Raw genomic sequence first — 14886 nt, 5'->3', positions numbered from 1 at the left:
GCTCCTGCTTGTTCGCGGAAAGGCAACAGCACAGTCTTACATCACGGCGGCGTCACATCTTCGCGAGGATGTCCACCGTGAAGACCATCGTGGAGTCCTTCTCGATGCCGCTGCCGGCCGGCGGCTGGTCGCCGTACCCCAGGTCGGGCGGGATGACGATGACGACGCGGCTGCCGACCTTCCTGCCGGTCAGGCCCTGACCCCAGCCCTTGACGACCTGCTGGAGCGAGAAGGAGGTCAGCGCGGAGTTCTTGTACGTCGAGTCGAACTCCTTGCCGGTGTCCCAGACGACGCCCTTGTACTGCACCAGGACGGTGTTGTCGGCCGCGACCACGTCACCGTCGCCCTCGATGACGTATTCCGCCACGAGCTTCTTCGGCGGATCGGTCTTGGGGATCTTGACGGAGGGGGCCTTGCCGTCGGTGTTGGTGCCGACCACCGGGACGGCGGCGGCGTCCTGCGGAACGTTCTTGCCCTTGGCCGAGCTCTTGGCGTTGAAGGTGTCCTGGATGTCGAACACGAACACCAGCGTGTCGGTGCCCTTGATGCCCGCCTCCGCGTTGCCCTCCTTGCCGAAGCCCCAGGTGGGCGGGACGGCGAACTCCACACGGCTGCCGGTCTTCTTACCGGTGAGGGCGTACCGCCAGCCCTCCATGGTGCTGCCCTGCGCGATCTGGGCGAGCAGGGGCGCCTTGCGCTCGTAGGAGTTGTCCAGGACCTTCCCGGTGTCCCAGATCTGGCCGAGGTAGTGGGCCTGGATGTAGTCGCCCTCCGCGACGGTCCGGCCACCGCCCGCGATGACCGTCTTGACGGCGAGCTGGTCGGAGGGCTCGCCACTGCCCTTGGCGACCGTCGGCTTCTCCCCGAACTTCGTGCCCGCGGTGATGGCCGGCAGAGGTCCGTCGACGATCTTGGGGGCGGGCACGGCGGAGGGGGCCGAGGCGGAGGGCGACGCACTGCTGTCGACCGCACTCGACGAATCGGACTTGTCGTCGTCCCCGCATCCGGCGAGTGTGACCAGTCCTGCGGGCACGGCGGCGAGAATGAGTGAGCGTCGGCGCACGGTGGGGGCCTCGTAATCGGTTGATCTTGGCTGATGGCGTGCGCGCAACTCTACGACGTGAGAAGGGCGCCGTACGCGTAACGTACGGCGCCCGTGTGGCGTTCCGGCATTACCGGGGAACGCGTTGCCCGGTCACATTCCGGCGATCAGCTTCTCGACCCGGTCGTCCACCGAACGGAACGGGTCCTTGCACAACACCGTGCGTTGTGCCTGGTCGTTGAGCTTGAGATGGACCCAGTCGACGGTGAAGTCCCGCCGCTGTTCCTGCGCCCGGCGAATGAAGTCACCGCGCAACCGCGCCCGAGTGGTCTGCGGCGGAACCGACTTGCCTTCGAAGATCTTCAAGTCGTTGCAGATCCGGGCGGCTTGGCCCTTGCGTTCCAGCAGGTAGTAGAGGCCACGACGGCGGTGGATGTCGTGGTAGGCGAGGTCTATCTGCGCCACGCGCGGGTTCGACATGGTCATGTTGTGCTTGGCCCGGTACCGCTCGATGAGCTTGTACTTCATGACCCAGTCGATCTCGGTGCCGATGCGGTCGAGGTCCTCGGCCTCGATCGCGTCGAGCGTGCGGCCCCACAGCTCCAGGACCTGGTCGACGGTGCCGGTGCGGATGCCGCGGCGCTCGACGAAGTCGACGGCCTTCTCGTAGTACTCGCGCTGCACCTCGAGGGCGGAAGCCTCGCGGCCACTGGCCAGGCGCACCTTGCGCCGCCCGGTGATGTCGTGGCTGACCTCGCGGATCGCCCGGATCGGGTTCTCCAGGGTGAGGTCACGCATGACGGTGCCCGCCTCGATCATGCGCAGCACCAAGTCGGTCGCGCCGACCTTGAGCAGCATGGTCGTCTCGGACATGTTCGAGTCGCCCACGATGACGTGCAGCCGACGGTAGCGCTCGGCGTCGGCGTGCGGTTCGTCGCGGGTGTTGATGATGGGCCGCGAGCGGGTCGTCGCCGAGGAGACGCCCTCCCAGATGTGCTCGGCCCGCTGACTGACGCAGAAGACGGCCCCGCGGGGCGTCTGGAGCACCTTGCCGGCGCCGCACAGCAGCTGCCGGGTCACCAGGAAGGGAATGAGGATGTCCGCGAGCCGGGAGAACTCCCCGTGCCGGGCCACCAGGTAGTTCTCGTGGCAACCGTAGGAGTTGCCCGCCGAGTCGGTGTTGTTCTTGAAGAGGTAGACGTCGCCCGCGATTCCTTCCTCGTGCAGGCGTCGTTCCGCGTCCACCAGGAGTCCTTCGAGAATGCGCTCGCCGGCCTTGTCGTGGGTGACCAGTTCGGTCACATTGTCACATTCGGGTGTCGCGTATTCCGGATGCGATCCCACGTCGAGATAGAGGCGGGCGCCGTTCCGCAGAAAGACATTGCTGCTTCGGCCCCATGACACGACACGGCGGAAGAGGTATCGCGCCACCTCGTCAGGCGACAGGCGGCGCTGTCCCCTGAACGTGCACGTGACGCCGTACTCGTTCTCCAGCCCGAAAATGCGGCGGTCCATGAGTGAACATTACGCCCGATCCCCTGAACTGAAACGGGGTTCGGCAGCACGGTTTGGATCATTTTCCGATGAAGCCGCAACAACCCCACTTCCGGCGGGAAGTGCGAGTACCCGCCCTGTGGCCAGCAAAACCACCAGTGCCACAGCGCCCGCCGCACCCGGTACGACGAAGCCCCACTGGGCGCCGCCCGCCTCGACGACCGGCCCCGCCACGGCCGTTCCGAGCGAGTGGCCGACCGTGAAAGTCGTCACCAGCCAGGAGAACGCCTCGGTGACCGTGCCGCGCGGCGCGTGCCGGTCGATGATGACGAAGGCGCAGGCGAGGACGGGCGCGAGGAACACACCGGCGAGCACCGTGAGCGCCACCATGGCGACCGCGCCCGGCATCAGCATGAGCGGCAGATAACACAGCGCCAGAAAGGCCACCAGGACCCGCAGTCGCCGCTCCGGCACCCCCGTCCACTGCCGCGCCCCGTACGCCACACCGCCGACGAGCGCGCCGATCCCGACGGCGGCCATCAGCCAGCCGTACACCACGTCACCCCCGTGGTCGTCGGCGTACGGCACGGCGGCCACCGTGATGGAGCCCAGCGCGATGCCGACGAACAGGAAGGCGCCCAGCAGTACCAGCAGGCCGGGCGAGCGCAGCGCGCCGAGCCAGTGCGCCTCGCGCGGGGCGGAGCGCCACGCGCGCGAGGGCGGCGAGAGGACCACGGTCAGGGCGCCGAGCACGCCGAGCGCGTTGATCACCAGCAGCGCGGCCTGCGCCGACCAGAGCGAGGTGCACAGCGTCACCAGCAGCGGTCCGACGGCGAACATCACCTCCTGCGCCACCGCGTCCATGGCGTACGCCGTGTGCACCTGGTCCTCCCGGCGCAACACCGACGGCCACAGCGCCCGCAGGCCGCCCTCCAGGGGAGGGGTGAACAGCCCGGCGGCCGCGACGGAGACGTACGCGAGCGCCAGCGGGTCGGTGCCGGTGAAGGCGAAGACGGCCATGGCCAGGGCCGCGGCGACCGCGGCGGGCAACTGCACGCGCGGCTGGCCACGCAGGTCGACGAGGCGGCCGAGCAGGGGCTGGCCGACGGCGTTGGCGAGGCCGTAGACGGCCGCCAGGGCGCCGGCGAGGGTGTAGCTGCCGTCCTCGGCGCGGACGAAGAGGACGATCGCAATGGCGGCCGTGGCGCTGGGCAGCCGCCCCACGAGGGTGCCGGCGAGCAGCCGGGCCGCGTGTCTCGCCCTGAGGATCTCCAGGTATCGCGCGGCCATGTCCCGCCTCCGTCGGCTGACCCGAGGCGGTCCGTGCCGCTCAGGTTTTACGTATAACGTGTCTCGGTCATACGTACCATGTGCGCTGTTCACCCGTCCATACGAAAGAGCAGGCCCACGGTGGCACGAGCCAGCACGCGCCCCACGAGCCGTGACGTCGCCCAGGCCGCGGGGGTGTCCCAGGCCGCCGTCTCGCTCGTCCTCGGCGACAAGTGGCGCGGCCGGGTCTCCGAGGCCACCGCGGAGCGGGTACGGCAGGCCGCCCGCGACCTCGGCTACCGGCCCAACCTGGCCGCCCGCAACCTGCGCCTGGGCCGCACCCGCACGGTCCTCCTCGTCGTCCCGGAACTGACCACCGAGTTCTTCGCCGGCGTCTACACCGGCGCCGCCCGCCTCGCCGCCGCCCACGGCTTCGGCGTGGTGCTCTACCCCTCCCCCGAGGGCATCGGCCCGGCCCCGGACCCCTTCGCCTCCGCCCCGGCCGCCCTGGACGGCGTCCTGGCCTCCTCCATGGCCGCCGACGCCCTCACCGCCATCCGCGGCGACCAGCTGCCCCTCGTCATGCTCGACAGCGACCCGGCCGGCAGCCTCGGCTCCGCCACCGTCAACCTGGACATCGCCGACGGCGCCCGACAGGTCGCCGACCACCTGCTGGACCTCGGCCACCGGCACTTCCTGCACCTGGCCGCGGACGTGCCGTCCTGGACCTTCGAGGTACGCGCGCGTGAACTGGCCGCCCGCCTGGCCACCGTGCCCGGCACCTCGCTGCGGACCGCCCCCACCCCGATGACCATCGAAGGCGCCCTCACAGCCACGGAGGCCGCCCTGGACGTCCCAGGCCCCCCTCCCACCGCCGTCGTCTGCGACGACGACAAACTCGCCGCCGGCGTCTACAAGGCCGTACGGCGACGCGGACTGCGGGTCCCCGACGACGTCTCCGTCACCGGCGTGGACGACATCGCGCTGGCCGCCGCCCTCGACCCCGAGCTGACGACCGTACGACTGGACGCCGAACTCTTCGGGGAACGGGGCATGCGGGCCCTGCTGGCCGTCCTGGAGGGCCGCACCCCCGAAGAGGGGGAGATCCCGGTCGAGCTGGTCGTCCGGGGCTCCACGGCCCCGCCGAGGGCCTGAGGAGACGCCTGTGCCCCGGCCGTGGAACCGGCCGGGGCACAGCAGGAGCGCGTCGGGCTACTTCTCGTCGGGCTCCTCGGCGCTCTCCGCCTCGGTCGACGCGCCGTCGGTCTCCAGAAGCCGTCCCAGCTGCCGGCCGACGATCCGCTTGAACTTCCGCGACTGCGGCCGCGTACGGTCCAGCACCGCGACCTCCAGGCGCTCCGCGGGGATCTCCCGCTGCGTGCCGTTGGTGTCGCGGGACAGGGCCTGGACGGCGAGGCTCAGGGCCTCCGCGAGGCTCATGCCGTCCTGGTGGCGCTGGTCCAGGTAGCTGCTGATCTGCTCGGCGTTGCCACCGACCGCGACCGAGCCGTGCTCGTCCACGATCGACCCGTCGTGCGGCAGCCGGTAGATCTGGTCTCCGTCCGGCGTCTCACCGACCTCGGCCACCACCAGCTCCACCTCGTAGGGCTTCTCGCCGGCCGAGGAGAAGATGGTGCCCAGCGTCTGGGCGTAGACGTTGGCGAGGCCGCGGGCGGTCACGTCGTCACGGTCGTAGGTGTAGCCGCGGAGATCGGCGTAGCGAACGCCGCCGATCCGCAGGTTCTCGTACTCGTTGTACTTGCCGGCGGCGGCGAAGCCGATCCGGTCGTAGATCTCGCTGAACTTGTGCAGCGCGCGGGACGGGTTCTCGCCGACGAACACGATGCCGTCGGCGTACTGGAGCACGACCAGGCTGCGACCGCGGGCGATGCCCTTGCGCGCGTACTCCGCGCGGTCGGCCATCGCCTGCTGGGGTGAGACATAGAACGGCGTCGACACCGGCTATCCGTCCCTTTCTGTGGAAGTCACTCGATCACCTTGCCAAGGGGGCGGCCGGCTACAGCAGCGCGGCCCGGGGACCGTCCGGCTGCTCGAGACGGCGCGCCAGCACCGAGCGGGCGATCTCGGAGGACTCGTCGTCGGTGAGCCGGCGGAAACCGTCGTCGGTGATCACGGTGACGATGGGGTAGATCCGGCGGGCGACATCGGGACCACCGGTCGCCGAGTCGTCGTCCGCCGCGTCGTAGAGGGCCTGGACCACGAGCGTCGTGGCCTCCTCCTCGCTCAGATCGCGGCGGTAGAGCTTCTTCATGGCGCCGCGCGCGAAGACGGAGCCCGAGCCGGTCGCCGCGAAGTTGTGCTCCTCAGAGCGGCCGCCGGTGACGTCGTAGGAGAAGATCCGGCCCCTGTCGCGGTCCACGTCGAACCCGGCGAACAGCGGGACCACGGCCAGGCCCTGCATGGCCATGCCCAGGTTGGAACGGATCATCGTCGACAGCCGGTTCGCCTTGCCCTCCAGCGACAGCTGGGCACCCTCGACCTTCTCGAAGTGCTCCAGCTCCAGCTGGAAGAGCTTGACCATCTCGACGGCCAGACCGGCGGTGCCGGCGATCCCGACGGCCGAGTACTCGTCCGCCGGGAAGACCTTCTCGATGTCGCGCTGCGCGATGACGTTGCCCATGGTGGCGCGACGGTCACCGGCGAGCACCACACCACCGGGGAAGGTCACGGCCACGATCGTCGTACCGTGCGGCGCCTCGATCACGCCCTGCGTCGGGGGGAGCTGCCGGTTGCCGGGCAACAGGTCCGGCTGGTGGTCGGACAGGAAGTCCATGAAAGAGGCGGATCCGGGCGTCAGGAAGGCTGCTGGCAGACGCCCGATGCCAAGGGAGTTGGCTTCCACGAGGTTCCTTCCGGATAGGCCGAATTCACAGGTGAAACATCGGTATGCCAGGGACCCTACCCGGCCCGCGGCGGTGATCCACATGTCCCGCGGAACACATCTCGCGGATCTCGCGACACCCCCGTCGGAGTGCGAGGACCGGTGAACCCGAGACAGGTGGCGGGCTTACCGGTCACTCACACCCCCGCACGCTTGAACCTTCACTTCGAAGGCAAAGGCGGCTTACTGCCCGCCCTTTTGCACGAAGCTTCGCACGAAGTCCTCGGCATTCTCCTCGAGGACGTCGTCGATCTCGTCCAGCACGGAGTCCACGTCGTCGCTCAGCTTCTCCTGACGCTCCTTGAGGTCCTCCGAAGCCTGCGTCTCGGCCGCCTGCTCCTCGACCTCCTCGGTGGAGCGCGTCGCCTTCTGCTGGCCGCCGCCGGTGTCCTTGGTCGCCATAACCCTCACCCCGCTCAGTTCGCCCGACATGGTCGACAGGTCGGCATCCTGCCGATCGGTGATGATCAGACCCTACAAGCCGGGTCCGACATCGGCCCCGCAGTTCCTACAACGTGCGGGGGCCACCTCGATGATTCCCGGACACGCGGATTTCCACCCCGGGCGCCCAGGTGCGGCCGAGTACCCGCTCAGCCACCCGACAAGACCCTGACCAGGTCTTCCGCCGTGCGGCAGCGGTCCAGCAGCGCCTTGACGTGATTTCGCGTTCCGCGAAGCGGTTCCAGGGTTGGAACGCGCTGGAGGCTGTCGCGGCCCGGCAGATCGAAGATGACCGAGTCCCAGGAGGCCGCCGCGACGTCGTCGGCGTACTGCTCGAGACACCGGCCGCGGAAGTACGCGCGCGTGTCCTCCGGGGGCTTGCCCACGGCCCGCTCGACCTCCGCCTCGTCCAGGAGCCGCTTCACGCGCCCACGGGCCACCAGGCGGTTGTACAGGCCCTTGTCCGGCCGTACGTCGGCGTACTGGAGGTCGACCAGGTGGAGGCGGGCGGCGTCCCAGTCCAGGCTGTCGCGGCGCCGGTAGCCCTCCATCAGCTCGCGCTTGGCCACCCAGTCCAGCTCGCCGGCCAGGCTCATGGGGTCGCTCTCCAGGCGCGTGAGGGTGTCCTCCCAGCGCGCCAGGACGTCCTTGGTCTGGTCGTCCGCGTCGGCGCCGTAACGCTCCTCCACGTACTTGCGCGCCAGCTCGAAGTACTCCATCTGCAACTGGACCGCGGTGAGCGTGCGGCCGCTGCGCAGCGTGACCAGACGCTTCAGGGTGGGGTCGTGCGAGACCTGGTGGAGGGTGCGGACGGGCTGGTCCACCGCCAGGTCGACGGCGATGAAGCCGTCCTCGATCATCGACAGCACCAGGGCCGTGGTGCCGAGCTTGAGGTAGGTGGAGATCTCCGACAGGTTGGCGTCGCCGATGATCACGTGGAGGCGGCGGTACTTCTCGGCATCGGCGTGCGGCTCGTCGCGGGTGTTGATGATCGGGCGCTTGAGCGTGGTCTCCAGGCCGACCTCGACCTCGAAGTAGTCCGCGCGCTGGCTGAGCTGGAAGCCGTGCTCGTGCCCGTCCTGGCCGATGCCGACCCGGCCCGCCCCCGTGAAGACCTGACGGGAGACGAAGAACGGCGTGAGGTGGCGCACGATGTCCGAGAAGGCGGTTTCCCGCTTCATCAGGTAGTTCTCGTGCGTGCCGTAGGAGGCGCCCTTGTTGTCGGTGTTGTTCTTGTAAAGGTGGATCGGCTGTGCGCCCGGGAGCGCCGCGGCGCGCTCGGCCGCCTCGGCCATGATCCGCTCGCCCGCCTTGTCCCACAGGACGGCGTCGCGCGGGTTGGTGACCTCGGGCGAGCTGTACTCGGGGTGCGCGTGGTCGACGTAGAGGCGGGCCCCATTGGTGAGGATCACGTTGGCGAGGCCGATGTCCTCGTCGGTGAGCTGGCTGGAGTCGGCGACCTCGCGGGCGAGGTCGAAGCCTCGCGCGTCGCGCAGCGGGTTCTCCTCCTCGAAGTCCCAGCGGGCCCGGCGGGCCCGGTGCATCGCCGCCGCGTAGGCGTTGACGATCTGGGACGAGGTGAGCATGGCATTGGCGTTCGGGTGACCGGGGACGGAGATCCCGTACTCCGTCTCGATGCCCATTACTCGCCGTACGGTCATGCGGCCCTCCTTGCCCGGCGGCACCCTCGGTCGTGGGCGCCGCTCAAGTACCGCGGGTGCTCCGGTGCGTGTGCGGTGCCCGTCCCCGCACTGCGCCCGGCGGTACGCAAGAGCCTAGAACGCCTCTGCGCTGGTGGGGAGATCATTTGCGTCATTGCCTGCTCCAGCCGTGGCCCGAAAAACAGTCGGCTGCGGGTACCCGGAAAGGGGACCCGCAGCCGCCCTGGTTTTACAGGTACTGTCCGGTGTTCGCCACCGTGTCGATGGAGCGTCCGGTGTCGGAACCCTGCTTTCCGGTGATCAGGGTGCGGATGTACACGATCCGCTCGCCCTTCTTTCCGGAGATCCGGGCCCAGTCGTCCGGGTTGGTGGTGTTCGGCAGGTCCTCGTTCTCCTTGAACTCGTCCACGCAGGCCTGGAGGAGATGGGAGACGCGAAGGCCCTTCTGGTTCTTCTCCAGGAAGTCCTTGATCGCCATTTTCTTGGCCCGGCCCACGATGTTCTCGATCATGGCGCCGGAGTTGAAGTCCTTGAAGTAGAGGACTTCCTTGTCGCCATTGGCGTAGGTGACTTCCAGGAAGCGGTTTTCCTCGGATTCGGCGTACATGTGTTCCACGGCCGTCTGGATCATGCTCTGGACGGTGGTGGTCCGGTCGCCGCCGTGCTCGCCGACGTCGTCGGAGTGGAGCGGCAGACGCTCGGTGAGGTACTTGCCGAAGATGTCCTTGGCCGCTTCGGCGTCCGGACGCTCGATCTTGATCTTCACGTCGAGCCGGCCGGGTCGCAGGATGGCCGGGTCGATCATGTCCTCACGGTTGGAGGCACCGATCACGACCACGTTCTGGAGGCCCTCCACGCCGTCGATCTCGGCGAGCAGCTGCGGCACGATGGTGTTCTCCACGTCCGAGCTGACACCGGATCCACGGGTGCGGAACAGGGACTCCATCTCGTCGAAGAAGACGATGACGGGGGTGCCCTCGCTGGCCTTCTCACGAGCACGCTGGAAGACCAGGCGGATCTGCCGCTCGGTCTCACCGACGTACTTGTTCAGCAGCTCGGGACCCTTGATGTTGAGGAAGAAGCTCTTGCCGGTGGCCTGTCCGGTCACCTCGGCGACCTTCTTGGCCAGCGAGTTGGCGACGGCCTTGGCGATCAGCGTCTTGCCGCATCCCGGGGGCCCGTACAGCAGCACGCCCTTGGGCGGCCGCAGCTCGTGCTCCTTGAACAGGTCGGGGTAGAGGTACGGCAGCTCGACCGCGTCGCGGATGGCCTCGATCTGGCCGCCGAGACCGCCGATCTGCTCGTAACCGATGTCCGGGACCTCTTCGAGGACGAGTTCCTCGACCTCGCTCTTGGGGACCACCTCGTAGACGTAGCCCGAGCGGGGTTCGAGCAGCAGGGCGTCGCCGGGGCGGATGACGACGTCCAGCAGCGGCTCGGCGAGCCGCACCACACGCTCCTCGTCGGTGTGCCCCACCACCAGGGCGCGCTCGCCGTCCTCGAGGATCTCCTTGAGGGTGACGATGTCGCCGACGCTCTCGTACTCCATGGCCTCGACCACGTTGAGTGCTTCGTTGAGCATCAGTTCCTGGCCGCGCCGCAGCTCTTCCAGCTCGACGCTGGGGCTGACGTTCACCCGGAGTTTGCGGCCCCCGGTGAAGATGTCTGCGGTGCCGTCCTCGTTCGCCTGAAGGAAGACACCGAAGCCGGCCGGCGGCTGTGCGAGCCGGTCGACCTCCTCCTTGAGGGCCACGATCTGGTCACGGGCCTCACGGAGCGTGTTGGCCAATCGCTCGTTCTGGGCGGACACGCCGGCCAGATTGGTCTGCAGCTCGACGATCCGCTCTTCGAGAATCCTCGTGTGTCGCGGAGAGTCGGCGAGCTTACGTCGCAGGACGGCGATCTCCTGCTCAAGGTAGGCAATCTGCCCGGCGGGGTCGTCGGACCCTCGTCCCGGGCGGATGCCGCGGTTCATGTCGTCGTCGTGGGCTGCCACGGTCCTCACCTCCTCCAAGGGGAGCTGGACGCTTCCAGACCCTACCTGGGTGGGTGTCGATTGAAACCCCTAGATCACAAAGACTGTCGGGGTGTGTCCGATCTTCACCCTTGCGCTCTCCCTCACGCCAGGGGAATACCCACCGAACATGATTGGAAAGCTGCCGGGGGTAGGGTCGAAGTGTTCAACACCCGTCAGAGCCTGCATCGTTCCCGTACGGCTCGGCAAACATTCGGCAGGAGATATGGGCGTACAGCAGGAAGCCGGTGTCGGCGGCGAGGCACTGGAGGTCTGGATCGACCAGGACCTCTGTACCGGCGACGGCATCTGCGCGCAGTACGCGCCGGAGGTGTTCGAGCTGGACATCGACGGTCTGGCGTACGTCAAGACCCCTGATGACGAGCTTCTCCAGGGCAAGGGCGCCACGACACCGGTCCCGCTGCCGCTGCTGACCGACGTGGTGGACTCGGCGCGGGAGTGCCCGGGCGACTGCATCCATGTGCGAAGGGTTTCGGACAGGGTCGAGGTCTACGGCCCGGACGCCGAGTGAGCCGGTACGTACGCGCTGTGACGGCTGTCTGATTTCTCACAGCGCCGGCGGTCCGGCTCGGGTGGTCCGGCTCAGACGCTGTGGGCGCCGGCGGGTGCGGAGCGGATGAACGCGTCGTCCTTCCACTGCCACTTGGCGCTCTCCTTCACGTCCGGGCAGCAACTGGGCACACCGGCCGAGGAGTAGCCCAGGTAGTCGGCGAGGACGGCGCCGTCGTCGACCGAGAGGGCGGTGACGGTCCGGCGTTCCTTGGGCTCGATCAGGGTGGCCACGACCCGCGGACTCGTCGCGTCGGCGGCCCGGGTGAGGACGTAGACGCCGTCGGGCGGGGTGCCCATGGGGGCGTCGCAGTGGACCACGGCGACTGTTTCCGGCCTGCCGTCGCCGTCCAGGTCTCCCGAGGCCTTCCTCATCACGAGCGCCTTCATCGGGCCGCACTCGATCGGGAAGTCGACACCGGTGGTGGCGGGGGCGGCGACGGTCACGGGTGCGGGTGGCGCGCCCGGCCCGCTCGCCTGGGCGGCGGTCGCCGGACCGGGCTGGAGCACCGAGGACAGGGCCACGACACCGGCCACGGCGGTGGCCGTCGCGACCCAGTGGATCGGCCGGGTGTGAGTGTGTGCCAGTTCCGGGACGGCGGATTGCTGCACGAGGAGCGTCTCCTGTGAGGGCTGTGCCGGTGGGGCTGCGCCGGTGGGGGTGGCCTGCATCGTGCCACACGTCACAGTGTGGGGGAACAGGGGGGTCCGGGATCCCGAACAGCGGCCCGGAGAGGCAGGCCCAACACGACGACGCCGTGGCCGAGTTCCCTGGGTGTCACGGGAACTCGGCCACGGCGTCGGTTCGTTCATGCGGCACGGAGCCGCCGGAGGCAGGGCCTGTGGACGAGAGGCCTAGCGGTTGCCGCCGTCGGCGTTGGGGCCGGTGTAGTCCTCGCCGTAGGCGCCCTTGGCGGGGCGGCGGCGGCGCATGGGCGGCTCGACGCCGTCCGCGAGGCGGCGGGCGGTGAGGAGGAAGCCGGTGTGGCCGATCATCCGGTGGTCCGGGCGGACGGCCAGGCCCTCGACGTGCCAGTTGCGGATCATCGACTCCCAGGAGGTCGGCTCGTTGAAGGAGCCGATCTCGCGGATGGACTCGACGGTCCGCGCGAGCTGGGTGGTGGTCGCCACGTAGCAGCAGAGGATGCCGCCGGGGACGAGCGCCTTGGAGACGGCCTCCAGGCACTCCCAGGGGGCGAGCATGTCGAGGATGACGCGGTCGACGTCGGTGTCGCTCAGGTTGTCCTGGAGGTCGCCGACGGTGAGCTGCCAGGCGGGGTGCGGGCCGCCGAAGTAGCGCTCCACGTTCTGCTGGGCGATCTCCGCGAAGTCCTCGCGGCGCTCGTAACTGTGCAGCATGCCCTGGTCGCCGATGGCGCGGAGCAGGAAGCTGCTGAGCGAGCCGGAGCCGACGCCCGCCTCCACGACGCGCGCGCCGGGGAAGATGTCGGCGAAGGCCAGGATCTGCCCCGCGTCCTTGGGGTAGACCACGGCGGCGCCGCGGGGCATGGACAGGACGTAGTCGGGGAGCAGGGGGCGCAGCGCGAGGTAGGCGACGTTCCCGGTGGTGCGGACAACGCTGCCCTCGGGAGCACCGATCAGTTCGTCGTGCGGGAAGGAACCCTTGTGGGTGTGGAAGTTCTTCCCGGCCTCGAGCGTGAACGTGTAGTGGCGGCCCTTGGGGTCGGTCAGCTGAACCTGGTCCCCGACCTTGAAGGGCCCGCGCCTGCGGGCGGCACCGGTCGGTTCGGACATGTGACCAGCCTACCGGGGTTTGTGAGGGGCGCCGACCACCGGGGCGACGCCTACGAGGGCCTGGCCATGGCCTTCACGAAGGCGCGCTCGACGTCGGCCGCGGAGAGGACGCCGTAGATCTCGCCGGTCTCCTCGACCACCAGGTACTCGGTGGCGGGGGTGGCGCGCAGGGCGTCCAGGAGGTCCTCGCCGGCGAGTTCGGCGGAGACCCGCATGCCCTCGGTGAGGTCCTGGGCGAGGCCGCTGACGGCGACCCAGGGACGGCGGTGTTCGGGTACGCCGACGATGGCGGCCTCGCGGACCAGGGAGACGGGTTCGCCGTGGGCGTCGACGACGACCAGCGCGCGGGCGCCGGCGTCGTTGGCGCGGCGCAGTGCCTCGGAGAGCGGGGTGTTCGTCTCGACCGGGACCGCGCGGCGGGTGAGGTTGCGGGCGCGCAGTTCGGGGAGGTGCTCGCGCAGGCGGGCCATGCGCAGGCTGTTCCCGGCGCCGGTCCAGATGATCGCGGCGAGGATGGCGGCGAGCAGGGCGTCCAGGACGGTGTCCATGCCGACGCTGTCCTCGGCCTCGGAGCCGAGCGCCCCGGACTGGGTGAGCAGTGGCAGGCCGATCAGGACGGAGACCGCGAGGGCGCGGCCGACCCAGGCTGCGGCGATGGTGCCGGTCATGGGCCTGCCGGTGATCTTCCAGACGACGGCGCGGAGCATACGGCCGCCGTCGAGCGGGAGTCCCGGCAGAAGGTTGAAGATCGCCACGATGAGGTTGGAGACCATGAGCCCGGCCAGCAGGACACCGGGCACGGTACCGGGATCGACGGTCTGCATGGCGAGATAGAAGAGGCCGGCCAGCACGAGGGAGAGCAGCGGGCCGACGAAGGCCAGCACGAACTCGCGGCCGGGGGTCTCGGCCTCCTTCTCGATCTCGGAGACGCCGCCGAAGAACTGGAGCTGGATGCGGCGGACCGGGAGCTTGAAACGGAGGGCGGCGATGGTGTGCGCCAGCTCGTGGACGAGCACGGACGCGTAGAAGGCGACCGCGAAGAAGAGGGCGACGAGGTAGCGGGCCGCGCCCAGCTCGGGCAGCACGCGGTCGAGCTGGCCGCCGAACACCCAGGTGATCAGGGCGGCGACGAGGAACCAGCTGGGGGCGACGTAGACGGGGACGCCGAAGGGGCGCCCCATCAGCAGGCCGCCGCGGGACTCCGGGGGGCGCGGGGGGCGGCGGCCCTTGGCGGGGGTGGGGGATTCGCCGAGGGCGGGGGTGCTGTGGGCGAGGGGGCGGTCGGGGTGGAGGTCGGAGGGGTCCGGGGTCCGCTCGGCCGGGTCCGGGGCGCTGTCCGTTTCCGGCTCCTGCCTCTGCTTCTCCTCCCGCTGCGGCCCTTCCGCCGTCTCTCTCGCCGTCTCGTTCACCGTCTCTTCCGAGGGACCGGCCGGCTTCTCCGCGGAGGTGTCGGGGACCCCGGCCGGGGTCTCCTCGGGTGCGGCCGGCGGGGGCGCGGGTGTCGCGTGGCGCTCGGCCGACTCTTCGCTGTCCGGCCGCGGCCGCCCGCTCCCGCCGCTTTCCACCACGGTGTCCCCTCGTTCGTTGCAACTCCCGCTCCTGCCGGGCGGAAGGGTCTGGGACCGATGGTATGCGTCCGTCGGGACGCGTTCCGCCCCGGCACCCCCTGTGTTTTCACGGCCTCGCCCCCTGTCGTGGGCGGAGTGGGCTCACTGTCGGTGGCGGGCCGTAAGGTCTG

At 69.5% G+C, this 14886-nt stretch carries 13 protein-coding genes; 2 read left to right on the top strand and 11 right to left on the bottom strand.

The annotated features are described in order from the left end of the window. Window positions 1-52 precede the first annotated feature (52 nt). The 3 genes from ACFWJX_RS37325 to ACFWJX_RS37315 form a co-directional block, all read right to left on the bottom strand. Window positions 53-1063, bottom strand: coding sequence for an FKBP-type peptidyl-prolyl cis-trans isomerase (locus ACFWJX_RS37325; protein ID WP_383251030.1), 1011 nt, complete (start codon window positions 1061-1063; stop codon window positions 53-55). 132 nt (window positions 1064-1195) lie between these two features. After that, entirely contained in the window at window positions 1196-2557 is a 1362-nt protein-coding gene (gene pafA, locus ACFWJX_RS37320; protein WP_252553349.1) for a Pup--protein ligase, read from the bottom strand. Between the two features lie 9 nt (window positions 2558-2566). Next, the gene (locus ACFWJX_RS37315) at window positions 2567-3826 is read right to left on the bottom strand and encodes an MFS transporter (protein ID WP_383251028.1); all 1260 of its coding nucleotides are present in this window, start codon (window positions 3824-3826) and stop codon (window positions 2567-2569) included. Window positions 3827-3946: 120 nt separating this feature from the next. On the opposite strand from ACFWJX_RS37315, the gene ACFWJX_RS37310 reads away from it, so the two are divergent. Further along, complete coding sequence (locus tag ACFWJX_RS37310) at window positions 3947-4960, top strand: LacI family DNA-binding transcriptional regulator (RefSeq protein WP_383251026.1); 1014 nt, start codon at window positions 3947-3949, stop codon at window positions 4958-4960. A gap of 57 nt (window positions 4961-5017) precedes the next feature. Here the strand turns inward: ACFWJX_RS37310 and prcA are convergent, their stop codons facing one another. From prcA to arc, 5 genes are all read right to left on the bottom strand, one after another. Next, a complete protein-coding gene (gene prcA, locus ACFWJX_RS37305; RefSeq protein ID WP_383251024.1) occupies window positions 5018-5764 on the bottom strand; it encodes a proteasome subunit alpha in 747 nt (248 codons plus the stop codon). A gap of 58 nt (window positions 5765-5822) precedes the next feature. Continuing rightward, a complete protein-coding gene (gene prcB, locus ACFWJX_RS37300) occupies window positions 5823-6668 on the bottom strand; it encodes a proteasome subunit beta (RefSeq protein WP_383251022.1) in 846 nt (281 codons plus the stop codon). Window positions 6669-6890: 222 nt separating this feature from the next. After that, window positions 6891-7109, bottom strand: coding sequence for a ubiquitin-like protein Pup (locus ACFWJX_RS37295; RefSeq protein WP_019757212.1), 219 nt, complete (start codon window positions 7107-7109; stop codon window positions 6891-6893). A 188-nt stretch (window positions 7110-7297) separates the two neighbouring features. Further along, the gene (gene dop / locus ACFWJX_RS37290; protein WP_383251020.1) at window positions 7298-8809 is read right to left on the bottom strand and encodes a depupylase/deamidase Dop; all 1512 of its coding nucleotides are present in this window, start codon (window positions 8807-8809) and stop codon (window positions 7298-7300) included. Window positions 8810-9038: 229 nt separating this feature from the next. After that, the gene (gene arc / locus ACFWJX_RS37285) at window positions 9039-10805 is read right to left on the bottom strand and encodes a proteasome ATPase (protein ID WP_383251018.1); all 1767 of its coding nucleotides are present in this window, start codon (window positions 10803-10805) and stop codon (window positions 9039-9041) included. A gap of 244 nt (window positions 10806-11049) precedes the next feature. On the opposite strand from arc, the gene ACFWJX_RS37280 reads away from it, so the two are divergent. Then, entirely contained in the window at window positions 11050-11355 is a 306-nt protein-coding gene (locus ACFWJX_RS37280) for a ferredoxin (protein WP_383251016.1), read from the top strand. Window positions 11356-11426: 71 nt separating this feature from the next. Here ACFWJX_RS37280 and ACFWJX_RS37275 read toward each other — a convergent pair whose 3' ends face one another. The 3 genes from ACFWJX_RS37275 to ACFWJX_RS37265 all read right to left on the bottom strand — a co-directional run bounded on the left by ACFWJX_RS37275 (window position 11427) and on the right by ACFWJX_RS37265 (window position 14716). After that, a complete protein-coding gene (locus ACFWJX_RS37275) occupies window positions 11427-12005 on the bottom strand; it encodes a hypothetical protein (RefSeq protein ID WP_383251013.1) in 579 nt (192 codons plus the stop codon). A 243-nt stretch (window positions 12006-12248) separates the two neighbouring features. Then, a complete protein-coding gene (locus tag ACFWJX_RS37270; protein WP_086772234.1) occupies window positions 12249-13148 on the bottom strand; it encodes a tRNA (adenine-N1)-methyltransferase in 900 nt (299 codons plus the stop codon). A 50-nt stretch (window positions 13149-13198) separates the two neighbouring features. Beyond that, window positions 13199-14716 carry a site-2 protease family protein gene (locus ACFWJX_RS37265; protein WP_383251011.1) on the bottom strand — a complete coding sequence of 506 codons (1518 nt, stop codon included), beginning with the start codon at window positions 14714-14716 and terminating at the stop codon, window positions 13199-13201. Window positions 14717-14886 lie beyond the last annotated feature (170 nt).

The organism is Streptomyces sp. NPDC058335 (assembly GCF_042723915.1).
GTDB lineage: Bacteria > Actinomycetota > Actinomycetes > Streptomycetales > Streptomycetaceae > Streptomyces.
The sequence above is the reverse complement of the archived record's forward strand: the minus strand, read 5'-3'. Positions and strand labels throughout refer to the sequence as shown.

Excerpts from the sequence above, each read along its gene's own strand:
- ACFWJX_RS37315 (WP_383251028.1), bottom strand. The coding sequence starts at position 3,826 with ATGGCCGCGCGATACCTGGAGATCCTCAGGGCGAGACACGCGGCCCGG.
- ACFWJX_RS37280 (WP_383251016.1), top strand. The coding sequence starts at position 11,050 with ATGGGCGTACAGCAGGAAGCCGGTGTCGGCGGCGAGGCACTGGAGGTC.
- ACFWJX_RS37270 (WP_086772234.1), bottom strand. The coding sequence starts at position 13,148 with ATGTCCGAACCGACCGGTGCCGCCCGCAGGCGCGGGCCCTTCAAGGTC.
- dop (WP_383251020.1), bottom strand. The coding sequence starts at position 8,809 with ATGACCGTACGGCGAGTAATGGGCATCGAGACGGAGTACGGGATCTCC.
- ACFWJX_RS37295 (WP_019757212.1), bottom strand. The coding sequence starts at position 7,109 with ATGGCGACCAAGGACACCGGCGGCGGCCAGCAGAAGGCGACGCGCTCC.
- pafA (WP_252553349.1), bottom strand. The coding sequence starts at position 2,557 with ATGGACCGCCGCATTTTCGGGCTGGAGAACGAGTACGGCGTCACGTGC.